Annotated in this window: 20 protein-coding genes and 1 tRNA gene; 10 read left to right on the top strand and 11 right to left on the bottom strand. The window is 67.3% G+C overall.

Annotated features, from left to right (window positions below):
* The first annotated feature begins 17 nt into the window (after window positions 1–17).
* From rsfS to CKW06_RS17330, 3 genes are all read left to right on the top strand, one after another.
* Window positions 18–428 (top strand): ribosome silencing factor, encoded by a 411-nt coding sequence (rsfS, locus tag CKW06_RS17340; protein WP_005410536.1) that lies wholly within the window; start codon window positions 18–20, stop codon window positions 426–428.
* Window positions 429–492: 64 nt separating this feature from the next.
* The gene (gene rlmH, locus CKW06_RS17335; RefSeq protein WP_005414126.1) at window positions 493–963 is read left to right on the top strand and encodes a 23S rRNA (pseudouridine(1915)-N(3))-methyltransferase RlmH; all 471 of its coding nucleotides are present in this window, start codon (window positions 493–495) and stop codon (window positions 961–963) included.
* Between the two features lie 22 nt (window positions 964–985).
* A tRNA-Asn gene (locus tag CKW06_RS17330) sits at window positions 986–1,062 on the top strand.
* A 73-nt stretch (window positions 1,063–1,135) separates the two neighbouring features.
* Here the strand turns inward: CKW06_RS17330 and CKW06_RS17325 are convergent.
* The 4 genes from CKW06_RS17325 to CKW06_RS17310 all read right to left on the bottom strand — a co-directional run bounded on the left by CKW06_RS17325 (window position 1,136) and on the right by CKW06_RS17310 (window position 7,310).
* Entirely contained in the window at window positions 1,136–2,557 is a 1,422-nt protein-coding gene (locus CKW06_RS17325; RefSeq protein ID WP_012480928.1) for a basic amino acid/polyamine antiporter, read from the bottom strand.
* Window positions 2,558–2,686: 129 nt separating this feature from the next.
* Window positions 2,687–5,512 carry a TonB-dependent receptor gene (locus CKW06_RS17320; RefSeq protein WP_024956035.1) on the bottom strand — a complete coding sequence of 942 codons (2,826 nt, stop codon included), beginning with the start codon at window positions 5,510–5,512 and terminating at the stop codon, window positions 2,687–2,689.
* A gap of 196 nt (window positions 5,513–5,708) precedes the next feature.
* Window positions 5,709–6,359, bottom strand: a complete 651-nt coding sequence (locus CKW06_RS17315; RefSeq protein ID WP_005414124.1) for an energy transducer TonB — start codon at window positions 6,357–6,359, stop codon at window positions 5,709–5,711.
* A gap of 213 nt (window positions 6,360–6,572) precedes the next feature.
* The gene (locus CKW06_RS17310; RefSeq protein WP_005410531.1) at window positions 6,573–7,310 is read right to left on the bottom strand and encodes an SIMPL domain-containing protein; all 738 of its coding nucleotides are present in this window, start codon (window positions 7,308–7,310) and stop codon (window positions 6,573–6,575) included.
* Window positions 7,311–7,441: 131 nt separating this feature from the next.
* On the opposite strand from CKW06_RS17310, the gene CKW06_RS17305 reads away from it, so the two are divergent.
* Genes CKW06_RS17305 through tldD form a run of 4 tightly spaced genes read left to right on the top strand, consistent with a single transcriptional unit; the run spans window position 7,442 to window position 14,927 of the window.
* The gene (locus tag CKW06_RS17305) at window positions 7,442–8,050 is read left to right on the top strand and encodes a Maf family nucleotide pyrophosphatase (protein WP_024956036.1); all 609 of its coding nucleotides are present in this window, start codon (window positions 7,442–7,444) and stop codon (window positions 8,048–8,050) included.
* On the top strand, window positions 8,043–9,530 hold the full coding sequence (gene rng, locus CKW06_RS17300; RefSeq protein ID WP_005410529.1) for a ribonuclease G: 1,488 nt from the start codon (window positions 8,043–8,045) through the stop codon (window positions 9,528–9,530). The genes CKW06_RS17305 and rng overlap by 8 nt, the downstream gene beginning before the upstream one ends.
* Before the next feature lie 30 nt (window positions 9,531–9,560).
* Complete coding sequence (locus CKW06_RS17295; protein ID WP_024956037.1) at window positions 9,561–13,421, top strand: YhdP family protein; 3,861 nt, start codon at window positions 9,561–9,563, stop codon at window positions 13,419–13,421.
* Between the two features lie 60 nt (window positions 13,422–13,481).
* Window positions 13,482–14,927 carry a metalloprotease TldD gene (gene tldD, locus CKW06_RS17290; protein WP_005410527.1) on the top strand — a complete coding sequence of 482 codons (1,446 nt, stop codon included), beginning with the start codon at window positions 13,482–13,484 and terminating at the stop codon, window positions 14,925–14,927.
* 41 nt (window positions 14,928–14,968) lie between these two features.
* On the opposite strand, the gene yjgA is transcribed toward tldD, so the two are convergent.
* A complete protein-coding gene (yjgA, locus tag CKW06_RS17285) occupies window positions 14,969–15,556 on the bottom strand; it encodes a ribosome biogenesis factor YjgA (protein ID WP_005414121.1) in 588 nt (195 codons plus the stop codon).
* A gap of 68 nt (window positions 15,557–15,624) precedes the next feature.
* On the opposite strand from yjgA, the gene pmbA reads away from it, so the two are divergent.
* Together pmbA and CKW06_RS17275 are read left to right on the top strand one after the other, a co-directional pair.
* Complete coding sequence (gene pmbA / locus CKW06_RS17280) at window positions 15,625–16,992, top strand: metalloprotease PmbA (protein ID WP_038645359.1); 1,368 nt, start codon at window positions 15,625–15,627, stop codon at window positions 16,990–16,992.
* Window positions 16,993–17,079: 87 nt separating this feature from the next.
* A complete protein-coding gene (locus tag CKW06_RS17275; RefSeq protein ID WP_005410524.1) occupies window positions 17,080–17,454 on the top strand; it encodes a DUF4870 domain-containing protein in 375 nt (124 codons plus the stop codon).
* A gap of 81 nt (window positions 17,455–17,535) precedes the next feature.
* On the opposite strand, the gene CKW06_RS17270 is transcribed toward CKW06_RS17275, so the two are convergent.
* The 5 genes from CKW06_RS17270 to CKW06_RS17250 all read right to left on the bottom strand — a co-directional run bounded on the left by CKW06_RS17270 (window position 17,536) and on the right by CKW06_RS17250 (window position 22,782).
* Complete coding sequence (locus CKW06_RS17270; protein ID WP_005410523.1) at window positions 17,536–18,414, bottom strand: polyprenyl synthetase family protein; 879 nt, start codon at window positions 18,412–18,414, stop codon at window positions 17,536–17,538.
* Window positions 18,404–18,664, bottom strand: coding sequence for an exodeoxyribonuclease VII small subunit (locus CKW06_RS17265; protein WP_005410522.1), 261 nt, complete (start codon window positions 18,662–18,664; stop codon window positions 18,404–18,406). Before CKW06_RS17265 ends, CKW06_RS17270 begins: the two co-directional genes overlap by 11 nt.
* A gap of 36 nt (window positions 18,665–18,700) precedes the next feature.
* Entirely contained in the window at window positions 18,701–19,987 is a 1,287-nt protein-coding gene (gene tilS / locus CKW06_RS17260) for a tRNA lysidine(34) synthetase TilS (RefSeq protein ID WP_174522843.1), read from the bottom strand.
* 546 nt (window positions 19,988–20,533) lie between these two features.
* Window positions 20,534–21,079 (bottom strand): WG repeat-containing protein, encoded by a 546-nt coding sequence (locus tag CKW06_RS17255; RefSeq protein ID WP_005410520.1) that lies wholly within the window; start codon window positions 21,077–21,079, stop codon window positions 20,534–20,536.
* Complete coding sequence (locus tag CKW06_RS17250; protein ID WP_038645365.1) at window positions 21,076–22,782, bottom strand: alkaline phosphatase; 1,707 nt, start codon at window positions 22,780–22,782, stop codon at window positions 21,076–21,078. Before CKW06_RS17250 ends, CKW06_RS17255 begins: the two co-directional genes overlap by 4 nt.
* A gap of 153 nt (window positions 22,783–22,935) precedes the next feature.
* Between CKW06_RS17250 and CKW06_RS17245 the strand changes: the two genes are divergently transcribed.
* Window positions 22,936–24,270, top strand: coding sequence for a dicarboxylate/amino acid:cation symporter (locus CKW06_RS17245; protein WP_005410518.1), 1,335 nt, complete (start codon window positions 22,936–22,938; stop codon window positions 24,268–24,270).
* Window positions 24,271–24,696: 426 nt separating this feature from the next.
* Here CKW06_RS17245 and CKW06_RS17240 read toward each other — a convergent pair whose 3' ends face one another.
* A complete protein-coding gene (locus tag CKW06_RS17240; protein ID WP_024958892.1) occupies window positions 24,697–25,470 on the bottom strand; it encodes a C40 family peptidase in 774 nt (257 codons plus the stop codon).
* Between the last annotated feature and the right edge of the window lie 56 nt (window positions 25,471–25,526).

Raw genomic sequence — 25,526 nt, 5'->3', positions numbered from 1 at the left:
TATCGAGTCGATCCACTTTGAGCAACCAGACCCAGCCCCAGACCATCAAGGTCGATCTGCCCAGCCCGCCGCCGTCCGTGCCGGAACTGCTGGCCAGCGTCCGCCAAGCCACCGAAGACCTGAAGGCCAAGGACCTGGTCGAGATCGATGTGCGCGGCCGGTCCAGCGTTGCCGACTACATGATCGTCGTTTCGGGCACCTCGACCCGCCACGTCAAGTCGATCGCCGATGAAGTCGTGCGCTTTGCCAAGAATCTCGACGTGATGCCGCTGGGTGTTGAAGGCGAGCGCGAAGCCGAGTGGGTGCTGGTCGACCTGGGCGACGTGATCGTGCATGTGATGCTGCCGCGCGTGCGTGAGTTCTATGCCCTGGAGCGCCTGTGGACCGTTGGCGACCAGCCGCCGTCCAGCGACGACGAAGTGGCCTGAGCCGCACGTTGATGCATCCCTTCGACGGCGCCGATGGCGCCGTCGACGTTTTGGAGGACCGTTGATGAAAGCCCGCCTGATTGCTACCGGCGAACGCGCACCCAGCTGGGTGGCGCAGGGCTTCGCCGAGTACCAGAAGCGGCTGTCGCACTGGCTGCCGTTCGATCTGGTGGAAATCGAGCCCGGCCTGCGCGGCAAGGGCCGCGATGCGCGCCGCGCCACCGAAGACGAAGGCAGGCGCGTGATCGCCGCACTGCCGAAGAATGCCTATGTGGTGGCGCTGGATGTGCCGGGCCGCCAGCTCAGTTCCGAACAGCTGGCGCAGCGGCTGGAGCATTGGCGTGGGCAGGGCAGGGACCTTGCCTTCCTGATCGGTGGCCCGGAAGGGCATTCGCCGGAAGTTTCCGCGCTGGCCGACGAAAAGTGGTCGATTGGACCATTGACGCTGCCGCACATGCTGGTACGCCTGGTGGTGGCCGAGCAGTTGTACCGGGCCGCCGCAATGATTGCGAATCACCCCTACCATCGCGCGTGAAGAGTGGTTATACTAGTCGTCTGCCCGAATAGCTCAGCCGGTTAGAGCACTTGACTGTTAATCAGGGGGTCGTTGGTTCGAGTCCAACTTCGGGCGCCACCTTGAAGAGACCTGCATCGCAAGATGCAGGTCTTTTTTTTGCGTTGTTGTAGAGCCGAGCCCGCGCTCGACTCTACAGTGCCAGCTCACCTCTGGAGAACGCCACCAGCGTAGCGATGGCCACCACCAGAATGGCGCCGAACAACACCCATTCCCAACGCGTGAATACCTGCTCACCGCGTTGCAGCCGGGTCAGTGCGAACACCACCACGCCGGGCACATACAGCAGCACCGACAGCAGCAGGTTGTCGAGGCCTCCTGCATACACCAGCCACAACGCGTAGGCACTGGCCAGCAGCGCCACAGCGAAGTCACGCCAGCGCACGCCCGGTTCACCCGCATAGGCGTCCCCGCGCCACGCCAACTGCACGCCGAACGCGGTGGACAGGAAGTAGGGCACCAGGCTCATCGAGGCCGCCAGCAGCACCAGGCCCGTATAGCTGCCGGAGTTGACCAGCACCAGCAGCAGGAACAGCTGGATCAAGCCATTGCTCAGCCACAGCGCGTTGGCGGGCACGCCGCGCGCATTCTCGCGTCCCAGGAAGGCCGGCATGGTGCCGTCGCCTGCAGCGGCGTACAGCACTTCGGCACACAGCAGCACCCAGGCCAGCAGCGCGCCGAGTACCGAAATGATCGAGCCGACGATGATCACCGTCGCGCCCCACTCGCCAACGATGGCGCGCAGCACGTAAGCCATCGACGGATTGGGCAACCCCGCCAGTTCGGCCTGCGACAGCACGCCCATCGACAGCAGGCTGACCAGCACCAGCAGCAGCCAGACGCCGAGGAAGCCGATCACCGTGGCGCGGCCGACATCGGCGCGACGGGCCGCGCGCCGCGAGTAGATGCTGGCGCCTTCGATGCCGATGAATACCCACACGGTCACCAGCATCATGCCGCGCAGCTGCTGGCCGAGATCGCCGAGTGCGGGCGCGCCAAGGAAATCGGCACGGAACACATCCATGCGGAAGGCACCGGCGGCCAGGATCAGGAACAGCGTGATAGGCAGCAGCTTGGCCACCGTCACCAGCCCGTTGACGATGGCGGCGGTGCGCAGGCCGCGCAGCACCAGCAGGTGCACGGTCCAGAGAAGTAGCGACGAAGCGGCCACGGCGGCCGGGGTATTGCCTTCACCGAAGACCGGCATGAAGTGGCCGAGACCACTGAAGATCAGCACGAAGAAGCTGGCGTTGCCGAGCACCGAGGCAACCCAGTAGCCCCACGCAGCGGAGAAGCCGATGTAGTTGCCGAAGCCTTCGCGCGCGTATGCGTAGATGCCGGTATCGAGATCCGGCCGGCGGTTGGCCAGGGCCTGGAACACGAAGGCCAGCATCAGCATGCCGGCGCCGCTGACCGCCCAGCCGAGCAGCGCCGCCGCCGGACCGGCGCTGCGCGCTACGTTCTGCGGCAATGAAAAGATGCCGGCACCGACCATCGAGCCGACCACCAGTGCGGTCAACGCGGGCAGCCCGAGGCGTTGTGATGTCGCGGCCATGATGTCCCCTGCGGCGCTGATGCCGCTGACCCACGGTAGCGGTGTGCCCGTGAACATGCACGCAAGGGGCCGCAACGACGAAGGCCCGGGCAGGTGCCCGGGCCTTCGACGGTGGTGCGTTGAGCGGTATTACTTGAAGGTGTACTTGGCGCCGACAGTGAAGTAACGGCCGATGGCGCCGCTGAAGTGCAGCGGGTTGTAGTTCACGCCACCGTAGGTGGTCGGGTCGAGCGGAGCGATGCGATCGAACACGTTCTGCACCGATGCATTCAGTTCGAAGGCTTCGGTGATGTTCCAGCGGCCGGACAGGTCGAAGGTGGTGAACGAGGAGATCTTGGTGACGTCGGTACCGTCGGCGTACGAGAACTGGTACGAACCGTCCGGACCACGGAAATCCTTGTTGTCCATCTTGGAGATGTAGTTGGCAACGCCGCTCACACTCCACGGACCCTGGCGCCAGGTGGTACCGAAGTTGATGCGATCCTTCGGCGTACCGATGCAGTTGGTCACGTCGCAGTTGCCGTGGGTGCCTGCATAGTCGAAGGTCTGGTCGGAGTCGGTGCGCTCGTACTTCAGCACATGGCTCCACTGCAGGTCCATTTCCAGCTGGCCCGGGCCGATGTCGAAGGTCTGGCGGATATCGGTATCGATACCGCGCACGCGGGTGGAGGCGGCATTGATGTACGCGGTGTTGACCGCCAGGATGCTGCCGGTGCCAGCGATGCCGTTGATCAGGTCGATGTCACGCAGCACATTGCCGGCGGCGATGGCATCGGCCGTGGAGCCCTGGGCGATCTCGTTGGTGCGCTTGATCTGCCATGCATCCACGGTCATCGAGGTGGTGGGGGTCGGCTGCAGCACGATACCCACCGAGTAGCTCTTGGATTCCTCCGGTTTCAGGTCCTTGTTGGGGCGGGTGATGATTGCAACCGGACGCGAGCTGCAGTTGGTGCCGACATCGGCCGGCGGGCTGGCGGCGCAGCGCACCGGATCGCGGGCGTTGGAGAAGGCGGCCAGACCACCGTCGCCGTTCTCGGCCGGATTGGGGGCGCGGAAGCCTTCTGCGTAGCTGGCGCGCAGTGCGATCCAGTCGGCCGGCGTCCACTTGATGCCCAGCTTCGGCGTCGCCTTTCCTTCGCCACTTTCGTACTTGTCGTAACGCAGCGCGCCGGACAGTTCCAGCTGCTCCAGCACCGGTGCCGACAGTTCAACGTAGCCGGCGTAGACATTCTGCGTACCGTCGTAGGCCGAGTAGCCCAGGCCGATGATGTCACCCTGGTCGGTGTAGGTCTGCGGGCTCAGGCTGTTGCTGGTCTTGCGCCACTCGGTACCGATCGCCAGGCCCAGCGGACCACCCTTCAGGTCCATCAGGCTGCGCGATACGGTGAAGTCGAACATGTCCAGGCTGGACTTGGCGCGTGCGCTGATGGTCGGCGAAATGTAGTCGTACAGTGCCTGCGAATTGAGGTTGGCATTGTCGCCAATACGCCACACGCCGCCGGCACAGTTCGGGTTGCCCAGCGCGCACTGCACGGCGCTGTAGCGCAGGAAGCCGGTACGCTTGTTGACCAGATCGGTGCCGGAGTGCAGGTAGGCGGTGTCGTAGCTCCAGTCACCCCAATTGCCCTTGACGCCGACCAGGAAGCGATTGAACTCGTTGGTGTTGTTGGTCACGCGCGGGCCGACATCCCAGGCCGAGTAGCGCAGGCGCGAGGCCTGGCCCGGAATCGGGTTGTCGGGATGGGTCGGCGACAGCACTACGGCGCCCGGGCCGCTGCTGGCATTGCGCGGGCCAAGCGGATAGCCCCAGCTGCCGGACACGCCGGAGGGCGTGTTGCTGAAGATCGTTTCCTTCTTCGAATAGCCGATCTCGGTGTAGATCTCGCCGCCTTCACCGAAGGCGAAGCTGGCGCGGCCGAACACGTTGACGTACTTCTCTTCCGGGGTCAGATCACGGTACAGCTGGTTCGGATCCCACAGGCAGCCCTGCGCGGCCACCGAGGCATCGGTCTGGCCCGGGATGGTGGTCAGGCCCTGGCAGCCGGGCAGCGGCACGAGCTGGGCCGAGGTGCCCGGCGGGACGCGGTCGTCGAATACCGAGCCGTTCGGACCCACGCCACCGCTGGTGCGGTTGTTGAGGAAGGCGCCGCCCAGGAACTGCGCGTTGTTACCATAGCCCCACGGACGGATGTCGCCCGTGCCGATCCACTTGCGGTTCTTGCGATCGCTGATCTTGATCGCGTCGGTCTTGCCAACGTCCAGGCTGAAGAACGCGTTCCAGCCGTCGGTGGCCAGATCGCCGGTACCGGCGGTCAGGGTCGCCTTCTTCGCGTCGCCATCGCTGTCGCCGGACAGGCCGTAGGAACCGCGAAGGATCGCGCCCTGGAAATCACTGCGCAGGATGATGTTGACCACGCCGGCGATGGCATCGGAGCCATAGATCGCCGAGGCGCCGTCCTTCAGCACTTCCACGCGTTCAACGGCGTCGAGCGGGATGGTGCTCAGGTCGGTGAAGACCTTCTGGCCGTCATCGGCCAGGCCGTAGGTGGCCATGCGACGACCATTCAACAGGACAAGGGTCGAGCCCGCGCCCAGGCCGCGCAGGGAGATGCCGGCGCCACCGCCGGCAAAGCCGTTGCCGAAGGTCTTCGGGATCGAGCCGGAACCATCGGCGGTCAGGGTCTGCAGGTATTCGGCGACCGTGGTCTTGCCGGTGCGGTCGATTTCCTGGCGGGTCACCACCTGCACCGGGGACGGTGTTTCGGTGTTGGTGCGCGGAATGTTCGAACCGGTAACCGTGATGCGGTCCAGGTTGGTGGCCTTCTCCTGCGCGAAGGCGGAGGTGGAAGCCACGGCGCCAACCAGCAGCAGAGTGCCGCCGGTAAGGATGTGGGTGATGGACGATGCCAGGGTGCAGCGGCGGCGGCTGGCGGGCCGTTGGATCAGGTGTTTCACAGCTTCTCTCCTAACTGGAAAACCGTAGCGTTGAGGGCTGTCTCCGGAGTGTCCGGGACGGGCCAATCTAGGTTTCCGACGGGTGACGAAGTCGTGAAATTTTGCTTAATCCGTAACGCTTGAACTGGAACTTTGCCGAGTTTGGCAGTTCGGTCCCGGAGGCCGGTCCGACAGGCGGTCGGACCGGCCCGGGTCGTCAGTCCGGCAACGAGAACTGCACCGGCACCAAACCGATGGCCGGTACCGCTACACCATCACGCTGGGCCGGTTCAAAGCGCCAGCGCTTGAGCACCTGTTGGCGTGCAGCCTGGTCCAGGTGGCGGGAGCCACTGCTGCGCTCGATGCTGACCGCGACCGGCTGGCCGCTGTTGTCGACCTGCACCCGCAGCAGCACCGTGCCCTGCTCATGGTTGCGCAGTGCGGCGACCGGATAGGCCGGTGGCGGGGCACTGCGGTATTGCAGCTGGGCGCCGGCCAGCGGTGCATGGGTGTCGATGCTCGGCGCGAGTTGCGGCGGGGCCGGTTCGGCGGCCGGCAGCATGATGCCCTGCGTTTCCTCCACGGTCGCGGTTGGGGCCGGCAGTGGCGGTGTCGCCGGCTGTGCCTGCGGTTTCGGCACGACCCGGGCGACTTCCTTCGGTTCCTGCAGCACCGGTGGGGGCGGCGTTGGCGGGATCTTCTCGATCAGCCTGACCGTGGTCTTGTCACGCGGGACCTGCACGGCCTGGTAGGTCGCCGGGATCAGCAGCAACAGGAACGCGAGCAGGTGCAGGGCGATGGCCGCGCTCCAGGCGGCAACGCGGGCGGGGTCGAAGTGCGGGGATGCAACGGGATACGTACGAACCATGGTCCACCTCCATGCCAGTGACGAAGTCCTCAACGCACCAGGGCCCGTGGCGGGGTTGCCGCACGCGGCTGGCAGCCAATCATTAACGCCAGGCCCCGGCCACTGCCTAGAGGCAGGGGCAGGATCGTTGGGCTGGCCTTCAGCCAGCCGCCCCGGTCCATGAAAAAGGCGGGCCCCTGCGGGACCCGCCTCTGTCTACCGGAACGGATGGGGTCAGCGACCCAGCTCGAACACCACGTCCAGATTGACCGACACAGTGGATTCGCCCGGGGCGACCGGCGTGGCCTTGTCCATCGCCGCGCCGGCGGCCATGGTCCGCATCATCGGCATCGGGCGGTAACCACCCCCGGCATTCTCGGAGATGCTGACGATGCGGCGCACCTGAAGGCCGAGCGACTTGGCATAGGTCTGGGCGCGGGCCTGGGCCTTCTTCAGCGCGGCCAGGCGCGCTTCGTCATAGACCGGTTCCGGCTGGTCGATCTCGAAGCTGGGGCCGTTGATCTGGTTGGCGCCCTGAGCGGCCAGCGCGTCCAGCACCTTGCCGAGCTTGGCGATGTCACGGACCTTCAGGCTGACCGTGTTGCTGGCCTGGTAGCCGGTGATCTTCGGCGCTTCGTTGTCGGCATAGCGGTACTGCGGATTGAGGCTGACGCCGCTGGTCTGCACGTCGCGCTCGGCGATGCCGGCGGCCTTGATCGCGGCCAGTACCTTGTCCATCTGCTGGGCGTTCTGGCGCATGGCGCTGTTGCCATCTGCGGCCTGGGTGACCACACCGGCCGACAGGGTGGCCACGTCCGGCACGCGGGTGGCTTCGGCATTGGCCGAAATGTTCAGCAGCGTGCCTTCGGCCGCGGCGGCGATCGACGGCGACGACGGGGCGGCATGGGCAGTCATCGAGGTTCCAAGGGCGAGGGACAGGGCAAGCAGCAGCGGGGTGGCGGTCAGGCGCATGGAGAACTCCTTGTTGTGCCGTTGAGGGTGGTGTCGTAGCGATGAACGCGCTGTGAGCCCGTTCGGGGTTGAACGCGTTCCGGGACGGGTTGCCGACGATTCAGGTGGCGGCCTCAGGTTATGCTGTGCCGATGCTCTATCTTGCTTCCCGCTCCCCCCGACGCAACCAGTTGCTGGCCCGACTCGGACGCCCCTTCCAGGCCCTGGACCTGGAGGTCGTCGAGCAGCGCACGCCCGCTGAAAGCGCCGAACAGTATGTGTGCCGGGTCGCCGCCGACAAGGCGCGCGCCGGCCTGGCCCGGGTGCTGGCCGATGATCCGCAGGCGCGGGTGCTTGGCTCGGACACCGAAGTGGTGCTGGACGGCGAGGTCTTCGGCAAGCCGGCCGACGCCGCCGGCGCACGCGCGATGCTGGCGCGCCTGGCCGGGCGCACCCACCAGGTGATGACTGCGGTGGTGGTGGTCGGCGCCGACGGGCTGGACAGCGAACTGGTCATTTCCGAAGTGACCTTCGCCCCGATCGCCGCCGCCGACATCGCCGCCTATGTCGCCACCGGCGAGCCGTTGGACAAGGCCGGGGCCTACGCCATCCAGGGCGGGGCCGAGCGCTGGATCGAACATCTTTCCGGCAGCTACTCCGGCGTCATGGGGTTGCCATTGCTGCATACCGATCGTCTGCTGGCGCGCTGTGGCGTGCTGGCCCCCACTGCCGATGCCGCCAGGGAGGCTGCCGATGTCTGAGGAAATCCTGGTCAATGTGACCCCGCGCGAGACCCGGGTCGCGGTGATCGAGAACGGCATGCTGCAGGAACTGCACATCGAGCGCGGTTGGCGCCGGGGTGTGGTCGGCAACATCTACAAGGGCAAGGTGCAGCGGGTCATGCCCGGCATGCAGGCCGCGTTCGTCGAGGTAGGCCTGGAGCGCGCCGCGTTCCTGCACGCCAACGACGTGGTGCGCCCGGCCCCGGTGGCCAGTGCAGACACCGAGAACACGACCCTGCCGCCGCCGGCCAGCGTGCCCATCGTCGAGCTGCTGCGTGACGGCCAGGACATCGTGGTGCAGGTGGTGAAGGACCCGATCGGCACCAAGGGCGCACGCCTGACCACCCAGATCAGCATTCCGTCGCGCTACATGGTGCTGCTGCCGCAATCCAAGGTGGTGGGGGTGTCCGCGCGCATCGAGGATGAAGCCGAGCGCGCCCGCCTGAAGGCCCTGGTGACCGAGCTGTCTGCGCAGCATGGCGGCTACGGCTACATCGTGCGTACCAATGCCGAGGGCCAGCCGGCCGAGGCCATCGCCGAGGACATCGCTTACCTGTCGCGGGTCTGGAACGTGGTCGAGCGCCGCGGCCGCGAAGCGGCCTCGTGCAGCAACATCTATGAAGACCTGAGCCTGCCGCTGCGTTCGGTGCGCGACCTGATCCGCAAGGACGTGGACAAGGTGAAGGTGGACTCGAAGGAAACCTTCGCGCAGCTGCAGGCGTTCGTCGCCAAGTACATGCCGGTGCTGGCCGAGAAGCTGGAACTGTATTCAGGCGATCGCCCGATCTTCGACATGTTCGGGGTGGAGGACGAGATCGGCCGTGCGCTGGACAAGCAGGTGCCGCTGAAATCCGGTGGTTACCTGGTGATCGACCAGACCGAGGCGATGACCACCATCGACGTCAATACCGGTTCGTTCCTCGGCCAGCGCAACCTGGAAGAGACGGTGTTCCGCACCAACCTGGAAGCGGCACAGGCGGTGGCCCGCCAGCTGCGCCTGCGCAACCTGGGCGGCATCATCATCATCGACTTCATCGACATGGACGATGCCGAGCATCGCCGCCAGGTGCTGCGCACCCTGGAAAAGGCGCTGGCCCGCGACCATGCCAAGACCACGGTGTACGACTTCTCGCCGCTGGGGCTGGTGGAGATGACGCGCAAGCGCACGGTGGAAAGCCTGGAGCGCCAGCTGTCGGAAACGTGCCCGCAGTGCAGTGGCCGTGGCAGCATCAAGACCACCGAAACGGTGACCTACGAGATCTTCCGCGAGATCACCCGTGCCGTGCGCCAGTTCGATGCCGCACGCCTGCTGGTGATCGCCTCGACCAAGGTGGTCGCGCGCATCACCGACGAGGAATCCTCGGCGGTGGCCGAGCTGGAGGAATTCCTCGGCAAGAGCATCCGCTTCCAGGCGGACGAGCAGTACCTGCAGGAGCAATTCGATGTCGTTCTGCTCTGATCCTCGCCGGCCGCAGGCCGGCGGTGGCCGATGAGCGCGCCGCCGCGCCTGCGACTGCGAAGGATCCGCCGTCATTTCATTGCCGCCTGCGCGGTAGGCCTGGTCGGGCTGGCACTGCTGGTGGGTACCCTCAGCCAGCTGCTGCCGCTGGCCGAGCGTCACCCCGACAGGATTGCCGCCTGGCTGAGTGAGCGTGCCGGCCAGCCGGTGCATTTCGACCAGCTGCAGACGGCCTGGACCCGGCGTGGTCCGCTGCTGCAGCTGAAGGGCCTGCGCATCGGCGCCGGGCAGGGCCTGGCCATCGGCGAGGCCGAAGTGCTGGTGTCAATGTACAGCGGGCTGCTGCCCGGTCGCTCGCTGACCGAGCTGCGCCTGCGTGGCCTGGCGCTGGACCTGCAGCATGGCGAGGACGGCCGCTGGTCGGTGCGCGGCCTGCCGAAGTCAGACACGGGCGGAGACCCGCTGGACGCGCTGCGCCGGTTGGGCGAGCTGCAGGTGATCGATGGCCGCCTGGGTGTGCATGCACCGGGACTGGGTATCGATACCACCCTGCCGCGTATCGATCTGCGCCTGCGCGTCAATGGCGACCGCCTGCGTGTGGGCGCGCGTGCCTGGGCGCAGACCGATGCCCTGCCGCTGACCGCAGTGCTGGACGTGGACCGCGCGCGCGGCAACGGGCAGGCCTGGCTGGGTGCCGATCCTGTTGATTTCCACGCCTGGTCGCCGCTGCTGGCAGCTGGTGGCGTGCGCCTGCGCGAAGGCAAGGGTGAGCTGAACCTGTGGCTGACCCTGCGCGACTTCGCGCCGGTGGCGCTGACCACCGATTCGGACCTGCGTGACGTGCGCGTCGACGGTGCACCGATGCCCGACGTGGCAACGCCACGGTTGCAGCTGCAGCGCTTGCAGGCGCGCCTGCGCTGGCAGCGCCAGGCCGATGGTTGGGCGCTGCAGGTATCGCGCCTTCGTTTGAAGACCGAAGACGGCGAACAACAGCTCGATGGCCTGCAGTTGCAGGTTGGCAGGCAGGCGCGGGTGAGTTCCGGCGAAGTACAGGCCGGTACGGCGCTGCGGGCGCTGGCGCTGAGTGATCGCCTCGAGCCAGGCCTGCGCCATTGGTTGTTCCTGTCCAAACCGCAGCTGGATGTGCGAGAGCTGCAACTGGCCGGCGAACGTGATGGCCCGTTGCGGGCACAGGGCGAGCTGCAGTCGCTGGGCTTTGCCAGCGTTGGCAATTCTCCGGGTCTGCGCGGCCTGGGGGGACATTTCGAGGGCGACGCCGATGGCTTCAGCCTGCAGCTGCAACCGCAACGGCAGCTGCAGTTCGATTGGCCCACCGGCTTCGGCGTGCGGCACGACCTGCACCTGGCTGGACAGATCGTGGGCTGGCGTGACGAGGGCGGTGGCTGGCGTATCGGCACTGCGGCGATGCGCGTGGAAGGCACCGACTACGCGGCCGATGTGCGCGGTGGTGTCTGGTTCCAGGGCGACGGCACGCGGCCCTGGCTGCAGTTGGCGGCCAAGCTGGACGATGTGCCGATGACGGCGGCCAAGCGCTTCTGGATCCACTCCAAGATGAGCAAGGGCGCCACCGACTGGCTGGACATGGCGCTGGCCGGCGGCCAGGTGCGCAATGGCATCGGCCTGGTCAGCGGTGACCTGGACGATTGGCCGTTCGACAACAACGATGGCCGTTTCGAGGCCACCGGCCATATCACCAACGGCGACATCCGCTTCCAGCACGACTGGCCGCTGATGCGCCAGGTCGACGCCGATATCGCCTTCATCGGCCCCGGCTTCGACATGCATGGGCGCGGGGACCTGGCCGGTGTAGCGGTGCAGAAATTCGAGGCGGGCATCCAGGACTTCGGGCAGCAGCCGCTGTACGTGCGTGCCGATGCGCAGAGCGAGGCCGGCAGACTGCTGGCAATGCTGCGGCAGAGCCCATTGCACAAGGACTATGGCGACACCCTGGACAACCTCACGGCTGCGGGCCCGGCGCATGTGACCTTCGACCTGCTGCAGCCGCTGCACCACGATGAAGGCGGCGGTCACCTGCAGGGCACGGTCGACCTCAATGGTGTGAAACTGGTGGACAAGCGCTTCCAGCTGGCCTTCGACAACATGCATGGGCAGGCGCGCTACAGCAATGGCGGCTTCGGTGCCGAGGAACTGGCGGTGCGCCACCTCGGTCAGGACGGCCGCTTGAGCCTGCGTGCCGGCGGCTACGTGCACGACAGCAGGCTGGCGTTCGAGTCGCAGCTGACGGCCAACCTCGACGCCGGTGTGCTGATTGACCGCGCCCCGGAAATGGCGTGGCTCAAGCCCTATATCGCGGGTAACTCGCCCTGGACCATCGCGGTCAACCTGCCCAAAGTCGCACCGGGAGCGCCCGCACCGCCCAGCGAACTGCGCCTGAGTTCGGATCTGGTAGGAACCCGCCTGGACTTGCCGGCGCCGCTGGACAAGCCGGCCACCGAGCCGCTGGCGACCACGGTGGCCGCGCAGCTGCCGATGGGCGCTGGTCGCATCGATGTGGCCTTTGGCCAGCGTCTGGCCCTGGCCGCGCGCAGCCACAACAACCGCACCGGTGTGCAGGTCACCCTGGGCAGCGACCATGCCGATCGCGAGCCGCCGCCCAGCGGACTGTCCGTCAATGGCCGCAGCCCGACTCTGGATGCGCTGGAGTGGATCAGTCTGGCCCGTGGTGGCAACGACGATGACGGCATGCCGCTGCGTGCAGTGGACGTGCAGGTCGGCAAGCTGATGCTGATCGGCGGCGTCTTCGAGCAGACCCGGTTGCAGCTGCAGCCGGGACCGCAGGCGCTGGACGTGCGCCTGGATGGACCTTCGCTGGCCGGTCGCCTGACCGTACCCAACGCCGAAGGAGGCACCATCAGTGGCCGACTCGACCGTGTGCACTGGCAGTCGATGCCGCCGGCGCCGGGCGCGGCCGCGCCAGCCCGGGTGCAGGCCGGCGCCAACGACATGGACCCGGCCAAGCTGCCGCCGTTCGCGCTGGACATCGCCGACCTGAAGTTCGGCAAGGTGGTGCTGGGCCAGGCGGTGCTGCGTACGCGGCCGCTGGCCAATGGCCTGAACGTGGACGAGCTGCGCTTCCGCGCGCCCGATCAGGAGATCGACATCAGCGGTCGCTGGCTGGGTCGCACCGGTGGTGCCCGCACCGAGCTGACCGCGCAGGTGCGCAGCGAGGACCTGGGCGGCCTGATGCAGAACCTCGACTACGGCGGCCAGCTGCGTGGCGGCTCTGGCCAGGCGCAGCTGCAGGCCTCCTGGAGCGGGGGGCCGTCGGACTTCCAGCTGGCCAATCTGCAGGGCAGCCTTGATCTGCACGCGCGTAATGGCCAGCTGCTGGAGCTGGAGCCGGGCGCTGGCCGTGTGCTGGGCCTGCTCAGCGTGACCCAGCTGCCGCGGCGTCTGATGTTCGACTTCCGCGACTTCTTCTCCAAGGGCTTCGCGTTCAACCAGGTCGACGGCAGCGTGCAGTTCGGGCAGGGCATGGCCCGCACCGACAAGGTACTGATCGAGGGCCCGGCGGCGAACATCACCATCCGCGGCCAGGCCGACCTGCGCAACCAGCGGTTCGACCAGACCATCGATGTCAACCCGCGCGCCGGCAACCTGCTGACGGTGGTCGGCGCGGTGGCCGGTGGCCCGGTGGGCGCGGCGCTCGGCGCGGCCACCAATGCGGTACTGTCCAAACCGCTCGGCGAGATCGGCGCCCGCACCTACAAGGTGACCGGTCCATGGAAGGAGCCGAAGGTGGAAGTGATCGAACGCAGCCGCGACAAGACCCCGCCAGCGTCAGCGCCCGCGCCGCGCCCGGCCCCGGCCGTTCCGCCGCCCGTTACCGACCTGTCACGCTCACGCTGAGCGTGGACCTCCTGTTCACGGGGCTTGCCTGAGCGCCCCAGCACCCCCAGATCGAGAACCATGACTGATATCGCCCTGACGCTTGCCCAAGATCGCCTGCTGCGCCCCGGCGGGCTGGATACCGATGGCCTGGAGCGCACCTTCGGCCAGCTGCTCGGCCCCGGTGTGGACTTCGGCGACCTCTATTTCCAGCACGCCCGCCGCGAGAGCTGGAGCGTGGAAGACGGCATCGTCAAGGACGGTGCCCATTCCATCGAGCAAGGCGTGGGCGTACGGGCGATGTCCGGCGAGAAGACCGGATTCGCCTACTCCGACGACATCCATGCCGACGCGCTGCTGGCCGCGGCGCAGTCGGCGCGTGCGATTTCGCGCGAGGGTGGCGCGCAGTCCGGGCGCTCGCTGCTGCGCGGCAATTCACGCGCGCTGTATCCGGCGCTGGATCCCATCGATGGCGTCGGCAACGAGGCAAAGGTCGAGGTGCTGAAGCGCCTGGACGGCTACCTGCGTGCCGCCGACCCGCGCGTGAAGCAGGTGATGGTGAGCCTGTCCGGCGGCGTGGACACGGTGCTCATCGCGCGCAGCGACGGCGTGCTGGGCGCTGACGTGCGCCCGCTGGTACGCCTGAACGTGCAGGTGATCGTCGAACACAACGGCCGCCGCGAGTCCGGCTATGCCGGTGGCGGTGGCCGCTATGGCTACGGGGAACTGTTTGCTGATGGCCGCCCGGAAGCATTTGCGCGCGAGGCCCTGCGCCAGGCGCTGGTGAACCTGGACGCCGTGCCGGCGCCGGCCGGCGTGATGCCGGTGGTACTGGGACCTGGCTGGCCCGGCGTGCTGCTGCATGAAGCGGTCGGCCACGGCCTGGAAGGCGACTTCAACCGCAAGGGCACCAGCGTCTACGCCGGCCGCATCGGCGAACGCGTGGCGGCACCGGGCGTGACCATCGTCGACGATGGAACCCTGGACGGGCGTCGCGGTTCGCTCAACATCGACGACGAAGGCCACCCGAGCCAGTGCACCACGCTGATCGAGGACGGCATCCTGGTCGGCTACATGCAGGACAGCCTCAATGCACGCCTGATGGGCATGGCACCGACCGGCAACGGGCGTCGCGAATCGTTCGCGCACCTGACCATGCCGCGCATGACCAATACCTACATGCGCGCCGGCCAGCACGACCCGCAGGAAATGATCCGCTCGGTGAAGAAGGGCCTGTATGCAGTGAACTTCGGCGGCGGACAGGTCGACATCACCAGCGGCAAGTACGTGTTCTCGGCCACCGAGGCCTACCTGATCGAGGATGGCCGCATCACCGCGCCGGTGAAGGGGGCGACCCTGATCGGCAACGGTCCGGAAACCATGCAGAAGGTGCGGATGGTCGGCAACGACCTGGCCCTGGACGAGGGCGTGGGTATCTGTGGCAAGGACGGGCAGAGCGTGCCGGTGGGTGTCGGCCAGCCGTCGCTGTTGATCGAGGGCATCACCGTCGGCGGTACCCAGGCCTGAGCCGGGCGATGGCCAGCGCCACCGCCCGCTCCAGCGCGGACTCAGTCCTCGTCGGCCTCGTCGGCTTCGACGTGGCCAGCGTCTTCGGCGCTGGCCTTCAGGCCGAGCGCCGCCGGCAGCATCAGTGCGCGCAGCACCTGGTAGATCTCGCGATAGGCACGCGGCGGCTTGTTCTTCGCCTTCTCGGCCTGCGCATTGCGCACCAGCGTGCGCAGCTGCTGGCGGTCGGCCTGCGGGTAATCGTCCAGCAGGGCGGCCAGCGCCTTGTCACCTTCGGCCAGCAGGCGCTCGCGCCAGTCTTCCACGCGGTGCATCATCGCCACTTCGCGGCGGCCGGTTTCGCTGTTGGCATCCAGCGCATCGCGGATCGCATCCAGCGTGGCTTCTTCTTCGCGGCGCATGTGCTTGGCCAGGAACGCCAGCTGGCGCTTGTGGGCGATGTGCGCGGTGATGCGCTTGCACTCGGCGATGTGCGGCAGCAGGTCTTCCGGGATCGGCAGGCGCGCCAGCTGGGCCGGTGTCAGCGACACCAGTTTTTCGCCCAGGGCCAGGACGTCGAGCGCGTCGCGCCGGTTCTGGCTGCGGCTCTTGTCGTGGAATTCACCGGTTTCTTCGTCGCGTCCGCGCATCGTCCATACCTGATTTCAAAAAAAGTCGCCCGGCGTGATGCCGGGCCCAACCCGTACAGGATAAAGCATTGAACGTGATCGCCCCTGAAGCCGCCGTCGGCGACGACAGCCCGGCCCGGCTGGAACGGCTGGCCGACCTCTCCCAGCAGCTGCTCGACCGCGCCCGCGCGCTGGGCGCCAGCCAGGCTGAAGTCAGCTGCAGCGAAGACCGCGGGCTGGAGGTGAATGTCCGCCTCGGCGAGGTCGAAACCGTGCAGTCCACCCGCGACCGCGGCATCGCCGTCACTGTGTATTTCGGCCAACGCAAGGGCAGCGCCAGCACCGGCGACCTGAACGAGGCCAGCCTGGCGGCCACGGTCGAGCAGGCCTGCGCCATCGCCCGGCATACCGAAGATGACACGGCCGCCGGCCTGGCCGAGGCGGCCCTGATGGCCACCCACTTCCCGGACCTGGACGGCTGGCACCCGTGGGCGCTGCAGGCCGACGAGGCGGTGGACCTGGCCCTGGCTTGCGAAGCCGCAGGCCGTGAGGCCGATGCGCAGATCCGCAATTCCGACGGCGCCTCGGTGTCGAGCATGCAGAGCCTGTCGGTCTATGCCAATTCGCATGGTTTCATCGGCCGTGAGCGCGGCACCCACCATTCGGTCGGTTGTGCGCTGATCGCCGGGCAGGGCGATGGCATGCAGCGTGACGGCTGGTACACCAGTGCGCTGGCTCGCGAGGACCTGGAGGACGTCGGCCTGGTCGGACGTCGTGCCGCCGAGCGTACTGTCGCCCGCCTGCAGCCACGATCGCTGGCCACCGGCAGCATGCCGGTGCTGTTCGCCCCGGAAGTGGCGCGCAGCCTGGTCGGGCACCTGCTCTCGGCGGTGTCCGGCGGTGCTCTGTATCGCCAGGCCAGCTTCCTGCTGGACAGCGTTGGCCAGCGCCTGTTCCCGGAATGGATGCAGATCGAGGAGCTGCCCCACCTGCGTCGTGGCCTGCGCTCGGCCGCCTTCGACGGCGACGGCGTGGCCACCCGGGCCTCGGCTCTGGTCCGCGACGGCGTGCTGCAGCGCTATGTGCTGGGCAGCTACTCGGCACGCAAGCTGGGCCTGCAGACCACCGCCAACGCCGGTGGCGTGCACAACCTGCAGTTGGCGGCCAATGCCGGCCCGCTGCAGGACATCGCGCGGCAGATGGGCGATGGCCTGCTGGTGACCGAGCTGATGGGGCAGGGCGTGAACGGCGTGACCGGCGACTATTCGCGTGGCGCGGGTGGCTTCCGGGTCGAGAACGGCGAGATCCAGTACCCGGTGGACGGCATCACCATCGCCGGCAACCTGCGCGAGATGTTCAGCAGCATCGAGGCGGTCGGCAGCGACGTCGATCCCCGCTCGCACATCCGGACCGGTTCGATCCTGTTGGGGCGGATGACCATCGCAGGTAATGATTGATGCCGTCGATGGCGTAAGCTATGCCCGCCTGACGCAATCAGCTGGGTGCTGGTTGGTCAAGACCACCCAATGAAAAGGAGTTTTGTCGTGAGTGAATTCGATAACGTCCCGCCGCCGCCACCGGCCACCGCCGACGTTCCGGCCGATCAGCGCACCATGGCCCTGGCCGCGCACCTGCTGGGCATCTTCACCGGCTTCATCGGCGCGCTGATCATCTGGCTGATCAACAAGGACGATGCTGGCAAGGCCTTCGTGACCGACCAGGCCAAGGAAGCCCTGAACTTCCAGATCACCGTGACCATCGCCATGGTCATCAGCATGATCCTCACCATCGTGATCATCGGCGTGTTCCTGGCCCCGATCGTCGGCATCATCAGCCTGGTGTTCAGCATCATCGCTGCGGTCAAGGCCAACAACGGCGAAGCCTATCGCTACCCGTTCGCGCTGCGCCTGATCAAGTAGGATCGTCCGCACGCGGAACTGAAAACGCCCGGCACTGCCGGGCGTTTTCGTGTGCGGGGAATGCCGGGCCGCGTGCAGCGATCAGTGATCGCGTTCCACCGCCAGCGTCGCCAGCGCGCGCAGCGCGTCGGCTTCCTCGCCATACCCGGCCAGGATCGACTGCATGCGCGCTGCGAGCTCGTGCAGCTGTGCCTTTGCGCCGTCCATGCCAAGCAGGGCGGGGAAGGTGCTCTTGTCCTGCGCCTGGTCCTTGCCGGCAGTCTTGCCCAGCTGTTCGGAACTGGCTTCGACATCGAGGATGTCATCGCGGACCTGGAAGGCCAGGCCGAGTGCATCGGCGAAACTGTCGAGCTGGGCCAACTGCGGTTCGTGGGCCTGGCCGCACAGCGCGCCCATGCGCACTGCCGCGCGGATCAGCGCGCCGGTCTTCAGCGCGTGCATGCGGGTCAGCGCCGCCAGCGTCTGCTGCTGGCCGGTGGCATCGATGTCCAGCGCCTGGCCGCCACACATGCCGGACGCGCCTGAGGCGTGGGCCAGGGTCTGCAGGCAGGCCACGCGCAACGTGGCCGGCAGCGGCGCATCGGCCAGCAGGCCGAAGGCGCGGGTCTGCAGGGCGTCGCCAGCAAGGATCGCGGTGGCTTCGTCGAAGGCGATGTGGGTGGTGGGCTTGCCGCGACGCAGGGCGTCGTCATCCATCGCCGGAAGGTCGTCATGCACCAGCGAATAGGCATGGATCAGCTCGACGGACATGGCCGCCGCATCCAGGCTTTCCGGCTGCGCACCGAACAGGTGACCACTGGCGTAGACCAGCAGGGGCCGCATGCGCTTGCCGCCACCAAGCACCGAATAGCGCATGGCCTGATGCAGGCGCTGCGGCGCCTCGGCAGGCGAGGGCAGGGCGGCATCGAGCTGGCTTTCGATACGGTCGCGCCAGCGCGCGAACAGAACCTCAGCCGTCATGGCTGGGCGGGTCGAAGGGCTCGGAGGCTTCCGGCTGCGCCGGATCACTGAGCAGGCGCACGCGCAGTTCGGCCTGCTCCAGTGCCTGCTGGCACTGGCGGTACAGACCGACACCACGCTCGTAAGCACTGAGCGAAGCTTCCAGGCTCAGCTCGCCGGTTTCCATCTGCTCCACCAGCTGCTCCAGCGATTCGAGCGACTGCTCGAACTGGGCGACGGGGGAGGCGTTTTCGGGGGACTTCTTGGCCATGCGGCAAGTGTGGACGGGCCGCGCGCGGGGGTCAATTCACCAGCCGCCCGGGCGCCACTGCAACTGCGCGTCATGCGCCTGCAACCAGGCCTGCAGCGGTGCGGCGATGACCACGTCGGCGGCGGCCAGCAACTGCGGGCCATCAAAGATCAGCGGCAGCTGCGCGCGTCGCCAGGGGGCGAGGTGCTCGCGTTGCAGGCAGTCCTTCAGCGCGTGCGAATGCTGGCGACCCGGCAGCAGGATGCGCTCGCCGCCCACGCGTGCACGGACCTGCAGTGGCTGTTCGAAAGCGCCGGCGCCCAGCAGGCTCAGCTGGCCGCCGTCGGGCAATGGCAGCGGTGCACGGCCATCCCACACGGCCTGCCAGTCGAGGGGCAGCGAGGGCAGCCGGGCCGGCAGCAGATAGGCGTGGTCGCGCCATTGCTGGATCACGTGCTGCTGCCAGCGCACACGCGCCTGGCGGTCGGTGTCGGCTGGCAACAGCTCCTCCAGCGCCTGCTGCAACACCGAGGCCGGCAACGGTGCCGCATCATGGCCCAGCACCCACGCGCGCAGCACGCGTGCTGCGCGGCGCGGCGACATCTGGCGCAGCAGTTCCAGTGACAGCACGCGCGGTGCCACTTCCAGATGCGCGATCAGCTCGGCGTCTTCCTCGTCCAGCAGTTCGCGGGTCTGCCGGCAATGCGTCGCGCTGCCCGCCAATGCTGCAGCCGCATGCGGCCAGCGCTGGCGCAGCAACGGCAACACCTGCAGGCGCAGGAAGTTGCGATCGGCGTGGTCTTCCGCGTTGCTGGGGTCTTCGATCCAGCGCAGCGCGTGCTGGCGCGCGTAGTCGAGCAGTGCACTGCGTGGTACCGCCAGCAGCGGGCGCCACAAGGGATGTTCGCCAAGGCGGCTGTGCGTGGACATCGCCGCCAGGCCATCGACGCCGGAAGCGCGCAGGGCGCGCAACAGGAAGGTCTCGGCCTGGTCGTCCTGGTGCTGCGCCAGTGCCAGCGTCTCACCGTCGCGCAGCTCAGCCGCGAACGCGGCGCGTCGTGCCTGTCGCGCGGCACCTTCGGTGCCCAGGCCTGTGCCGTTCTCGACCTGCACGCGGTGCACGGCCAGCTCAATGCCCCAGGCGTCGCATTGCTGCCGGCAGTGCAGCACCCAGTCATCCGCATCGGGTTGCAGGCCGTGATGCACGTGCACCGCGCGCAGGGCGCTGCCGGAAGTCTGCGCGCAGCGCCACAGCCAGTGCAGCAGCACGGTGGAGTCGACGCCACCGCTGTAGCCCACCAGCAGCGGCGCATCCAGCGGAACGAGGGCAGGGAAGGCAGTCACGGTGGCAAGTATAGGGTTGCTCGGCAGGGCTGCGCCCTGCACCCGCTACGATCCAGAGCAACAGCAACAGCAACAGCAACAGCAGAAGCTGGTTTCCTGAGGGTAGGCGGGGTGGGTCCGGTTGCGGGGGCCGCTGCAAGTACGTCCATGTAAGCTCGGTCGCCGCATCCATGCGGCTCACGCCCCCGCAACCGGACCCACCCCGCCTTCGACAGTTTCCTGCGAACTGTCGGAATTGCTCTTGGGGTCAGATCCGTTTTCCTGCGGAAAACGGATCTGACCCCGATTTATTTCGATATTTGACAGATTTCATCCACGCAGGGCGTGGATGGTCCAACCGTCATCGGAAATCTGTCGGGGGTGGGGCGGTGTGGGTGGGCAGGACCGTTGGCGCCATGGATGGCGCCATCGAGCCCCCATGGACGGGTTTACGGCGTGTCCTGACCACCCACACCGCCCCGCCCAACTCACAGAAAACCAGAGCCGCTTTTGATCTTGATTTGGCTTCGGCTTCGGCAGGTGCAGGGCGCAGCCCTGCCGAAAACCCTACTTCACCCGACGACCCGAACGGTCGATGCGGAACCACTCTCCGCCTTCCATCGGCGTGTGGCCATCGGCATCCGGCGTACCACGACGGCAACCATTGCAGACCTCGGCCACGCCGTCCTGGAACGGCCATGCGAAATCGAACGTGCCGGGTACCACCTGGCGGAACGTCAGGTCGAAGTAACCCACGCGGTCGCCTACGCGGGCGCGCAGCAGGCCTTCCTGCGGCGTTTCCGGGCCGTTGTCCCAGGTCAGCACCGGCAGGCTGTGGCCCTTGCGGTCGACGTAGTGGAAACCCTGGTCGGCGTACACCACTGCCAGGCCGTGGTCGTCGTAATTCAGGTCCTTCAGCGTGTCGGCGCTGATCTTCGGCCGGTGATCGATCACCTCGCAGTTGGGCAGCGGCCACAACCCGTGTTCGTCGGTCAGCAGCTTGCATGCCGGTGCCTGTGCCGCTGCAGTGGCGCTGACCAGCACGCCAAGCAGGGCCAGCGACCGCGCGAAGCGGCCGCTGGCAGCGTCAGGGCGGGCCTGCCGTGCGATCACTTGGCCTCGGCCTTGCGCTCGAACGCGGTCGGTGCCGGCAGCTGCACCGGCACGCCCTTGTCATCGCAAGTGCCAGCCTGGCACAGGCGCTCGCGCAGGGCCGGGGTGGCCTGCACGATCATGTGATAGATCGCGTTCTGTTCCAGCGTGCCGCGGATCGCCTTGCTGCCCGGGCCGCGTGCCCAGATGCCGACGTCCTCGCCACCGTGCGATTCGGACTTCATCGGCACCAGCGCTTCCTGCATGTAGTCCGGATGCTCGGTGTCGACCTCGCGCAGGTTCGGGCGGCCGTTGGCCGGTTCGAAGCTGCTCGGGTTGTGCGGGTAACGCTTCGGGCCGGCCGGCTGCTGGTTGCTGCTGCCGGTGTGGCCCGGGCCGTTGGCGTAGCTCAGCGTGGTGTACGGCTGGCCGGTGCCGTCCAGCGCGTAGTCCAGCTTGCCGGCGCCATCTTCGCCGCCCTTGTCCTTGACCTTGCCCAGGATCGGGTTGCCGCGCGCCGGGTAGCCGACGAAGTTCAGCGTGTGCGAGTGGTCGGCGGTGACGATGATCAGGGTGTCGTCGGCGGAGGTCAGCTCGTTGGCCACGCGCACTGCGTCGGACAGGGCCACGGTCTCGGTCAGTGCACGGTAGGCGTTGCCGCTGTGGTTGGCGTGGTCGATGCGCGCGCCTTCGATCATCAGCACGTAGCCTTCCTGGTGCTTGGCCAGATTCTTGATCGCTGCAGCCGTCAGTTCGGCCAGGCTCGGCTCACCGCCCGGATCCTGCGGGCGCTCGTACTCGTAGCGCATGTGGTCCGGCTCGAACAGGCCAAGGATGGCCGGTGCGTTGGCGGCGGCGGCCAGCTGCTTGCTGTTCCACACGTAGGCACCCTGCGGGTGTGCCTGCTGCCATTCCTGCACCAGGCTGCGGCCATCCAGGCGCTGGCCGACCTTGTCGTCGTATTCCGGATCGCGCTCTTCCACGGTGGTGAATTCACCGCGGCCGCCACCGAGGGCGACCAGGGGGCCGCGGCCATAGCGTGAGGTCGACAGCAGCTGCTGGGCGATGTCCTTGCAGCCGGCCGCCTTGGCCGCTTCGGTCAGGTCGGTGTCGTTTTCCCAGTTGCGCTCGGGCGAGTGCGCGTAGGTGGCGGCCGGGGTGGCATGGGTCAGGCGCGCGGTGGAGACCACGCCGGTAGCCAGACCGGCGCTGTCGGCCAGCTGCAGCCAGGTCAGCAGGCCCTTGGACAGGCTGTCGGCACAGTCGGTCCGGCTGCCGGCGCTGACGCCGATCGCACCCATGTGGGTCTTCACGCCGGTGGTGATGGCGGTCATGGTGCCGGCCGAATCGGGCGTCTGCGAATCGGTGTTGTAGGTCTTGCTGAATGCCGTGGCCGGGAAGCGCTCCCAGGACAGCAGGTTCTCTTCACCGGAGCCACCTTTGCGCTGGCCCTCGTAGATGCGCGAGGCGGCCACGGTGGTCAGGCTCATGCCGTCGCCGAGGAACAGGATGACGTTCTTGGCCTTGCCGGACATCGCACCGTTGGCGGCGGCCTGGGCGGCGCCACTGCGGTACCACCACTGCGGGGTCTCGCCGGCCGGGTGGGCGACGGGGTCGACGGCGACCTTGAGGCTGGCCGGGGCAGTGGCGGGGGTGGTGCTGGCGCAGGCGCCCAGCAGCAGGGTGGTGGCGCAGGCGGCCAACAGGGAGACGGAACGGCGCATGGACGCTGGGATCTCACAAACTGTAACGGGACGTTCATTATGCCCGCCCTCGCAAGGCACGCCGATGACACACTGATTTGCCGGTCGGGCGGTCGTTCCCCAGCCGTTGATGGGCTATCGTGCCAGCATCCCTTCCTTCCCTCTGGATTGCCTATGAAGCTGGTCTCTGCCTGGCTGCGGATTCCATTCTGGCAGCGCGTGGTCGGTGGCTTCGTGCTCGGCGCGCTGGCCGGCTGGGCGCTCGGCCCGGCCGCGGAAACGTGGTTCGGCCCGCTTGGCGAGCTGTACGTCACCCTGATCAAGATGATCGCCGTGCCGCTGGTGTTCTTCGCGGTGATCAATGCGATCTCGTCGCTGCACGGCCAGAAGTCGGTTGCCGCGCTCAGTGGCCGCACCTTCCTGTGGTTCGTGATCACTGCTGCGTTGGCGGTGTGCGTCGGACTGGGCGTGGGCACCGTGCTGCAGCCCGGCGCCGGTGGCCTGCAGCTGACGATGGCCAGCAATTACGTGCCGCGCGAAGTGCCCAGCGTGGTGCAGGTGCTGCTGGACGTGGTACCGGCCAATGTCTTCTATGCGCTGTCCGGTATCGGCACCAAGGTCAACGCGGCCGGCGAAACCGTGCTGGCCGCCGGCCGTGGCTCGATCCTGCCGGTCATCTTCTTCGCTGGCCTGGTCGGCTTCGCCATCGTCAAGCTCGGCGAGAAGGTGACCGAGGCGCGCAAGCTGGTCGGCCAGATGAGCGACATCATGATCCAGGTGACCCGCTTCGTGCTGGAAGTCACCCCGATCGGCACCTTTGGCCTGATCGCCGGCCTGGTCGGCAGCTACGGGTTCGAGAAGCTGTTGCCGCTGGGGCATTTCGTGCTGGCCCTGTACGTGGCCTGCGCCCTGCACATCGTGGTGGTCTACAGCGCACTGTTGTTGGCGCACGGACTGAACCCGCTGAAGTTCTTCCGTGGTGCGGCGCCGGGCATGCAGGTTGCGTTCGTCAGCTCTTCCAGCTTCGCGGCGATGCCGGTGGCACTGCGTTCGATCACCCACAACCTGGGCGTGAACAAGGATTACGGTTCGTTTGCGGTGCCGCTGGGCGCCAGCATCAAGATGGACGGCTGCGGTGCCATCTACCCGGCGCTGTGCGCGGTGTTCATCGCGCAGTACAGCGGTGTGCCGCTGACCCCTGAACAGTACGTGGTGGTGCTGATTGCTTCGGTGCTGGGCAGCTTCGGTACGGCCGGTGTTCCGGGTACCGCGGTGATCATGGCTACGGTGGTGCTGAGCGCGGCCAACCTGCCGTTGGAGACGATCGGCTACCTGTATGCCATCGACCGCATCCTCGACATGATGCGCACGATGACGAACGTGACCGGCCAGATGCTGGTGCCGGTGATCGTGGCCAAGGAAACCGGGCTGCTCGACCAGGCGGTGTATGACAATCCGTCCAGCAATGTGGGTGTGGACGACCCCGATCCGACGCCGCCACGCGGCTGAGGGTGTGTGGAGACGAAAGGCCCGCCCTGAACGGCGGGCTTTTTGTTTGGGAGCTGGCTGGCGCGGTGGCGGTCAAGCCGGGCCTGGTAGATCCACGCCATGCGTGGATGGAGGCGGTGCCGACCAACGGTCGGCCCCCACCAAAGGTCAGTACCCACCAAAGGTCAGTACCCACCAGAGGTCAGTACCCACCAGAGGTCAGTGCCCACCAGAGGTCAGTACCCACCAGAGGTCAGTACCCACCAGAGGTCAGTACCCACCAGAGGTCAGTACCCACCAGAGGTCGGTAGATCCACGCCATGCGTGGATGAAGGCGGTGCCGACCAAGATCGGCAGCTACCCACCATTGCGTGGGCCTAACAAAAAAGCCGCTGCAGGGCAGCGGCTTTCTCGTGTCAGGCGGCGTGGTAGCGCCAACCGGTCAGATCAGAGATCGACCCGGCGGGCCTGCATGAACTTGTTGCCCCAGTAGCCGCTGAGCAGGGTGTCCACGCGCACGTCCTTGCCCGAGCTCGGTGCGTGCAGGAAGCGGCCATCACCCACATAGATGCCGACGTGATCGACGCGGCCCTTGCGGCCGAAGAACACCAGGTCACCGGCGGCCAGCGCGGTGCGGTCGTTGATCAGTTCGGCGTTGTCGTCATGTGCCATTTCGCGCGAGACGCGCGGCAGCTCAATGCCCAGGGCCGAGCGGAACACGTAGCCGACCAGACCACTGCAGTCGAAGCCGCTGTCCGGGTTGCTGCCGCCCCAACGGTATGGGGTGCCCAGCAGGGTCATCGCGCGACGCAGCAGCGACTGCACCTTGCCATTGTCGGCCGCGGTGCCGACAACGCTGCCATTGGCAGCGCTGCTGGTGTCGTAGTTGGCGAGGAGGCGGCTGAGGTCACCGGCCACCACGGCCGAGCGGTCCATCAGCGGAATGGTGTCGTTGGCGGCAAGGTGAGGCAGCAGGGCGGCCAGGGTAGCGCTGGCGGCGGCGTCGACGCGGCTGCGTTGCGGAGCGGCAGCCTCGGCCTTGGCGGCCGGTCGGGCGGTGCTCTCGGCCACCGGGCCCGGGGTCACATCGGAACGGTTCGGAGCAGTCTGCGACCAGGCCGGAAGGCTGGTCAGACACAGTGCCAGGCCAAGCAACAGCGGGCGGGCACTACGTGAAGATACGGAAGTCTGGCCTTCGCTTTTCAGGTCGTCAGTCGTCACGCGTCGGTCACAGGAAAAAAACGATGGGGCATCATGCCCTGTAAAAGCGCGGATAA

The sequence above is a fragment of the Stenotrophomonas maltophilia genome (assembly GCF_900186865.1).
In the GTDB taxonomy this organism is placed as follows: domain Bacteria; phylum Pseudomonadota; class Gammaproteobacteria; order Xanthomonadales; family Xanthomonadaceae; genus Stenotrophomonas; species Stenotrophomonas maltophilia.
This window is presented reverse-complemented; position numbering and strand designations above follow the sequence as displayed.

Excerpts from the sequence above, each read along its gene's own strand:
- rlmH (WP_005414126.1), top strand. The coding sequence starts at position 493 with ATGAAAGCCCGCCTGATTGCTACCGGCGAACGCGCACCCAGCTGGGTG.
- CKW06_RS17325 (WP_012480928.1), bottom strand. The coding sequence starts at position 2,557 with ATGGCCGCGACATCACAACGCCTCGGGCTGCCCGCGTTGACCGCACTG.
- CKW06_RS17315 (WP_005414124.1), bottom strand. The coding sequence starts at position 6,359 with ATGGTTCGTACGTATCCCGTTGCATCCCCGCACTTCGACCCCGCCCGC.
- CKW06_RS17310 (WP_005410531.1), bottom strand. The coding sequence starts at position 7,310 with ATGCGCCTGACCGCCACCCCGCTGCTGCTTGCCCTGTCCCTCGCCCTT.
- CKW06_RS17305 (WP_024956036.1), top strand. The coding sequence starts at position 7,442 with ATGCTCTATCTTGCTTCCCGCTCCCCCCGACGCAACCAGTTGCTGGCC.
- rng (WP_005410529.1), top strand. The coding sequence starts at position 8,043 with ATGTCTGAGGAAATCCTGGTCAATGTGACCCCGCGCGAGACCCGGGTC.
- CKW06_RS17295 (WP_024956037.1), top strand. The coding sequence starts at position 9,561 with ATGAGCGCGCCGCCGCGCCTGCGACTGCGAAGGATCCGCCGTCATTTC.
- tldD (WP_005410527.1), top strand. The coding sequence starts at position 13,482 with ATGACTGATATCGCCCTGACGCTTGCCCAAGATCGCCTGCTGCGCCCC.
- yjgA (WP_005414121.1), bottom strand. The coding sequence starts at position 15,556 with ATGCGCGGACGCGACGAAGAAACCGGTGAATTCCACGACAAGAGCCGC.
- CKW06_RS17270 (WP_005410523.1), bottom strand. The coding sequence starts at position 18,414 with ATGACGGCTGAGGTTCTGTTCGCGCGCTGGCGCGACCGTATCGAAAGC.
- CKW06_RS17265 (WP_005410522.1), bottom strand. The coding sequence starts at position 18,664 with ATGGCCAAGAAGTCCCCCGAAAACGCCTCCCCCGTCGCCCAGTTCGAG.
- CKW06_RS17250 (WP_038645365.1), bottom strand. The coding sequence starts at position 22,782 with ATGCGCCGTTCCGTCTCCCTGTTGGCCGCCTGCGCCACCACCCTGCTG.
- CKW06_RS17245 (WP_005410518.1), top strand. The coding sequence starts at position 22,936 with ATGAAGCTGGTCTCTGCCTGGCTGCGGATTCCATTCTGGCAGCGCGTG.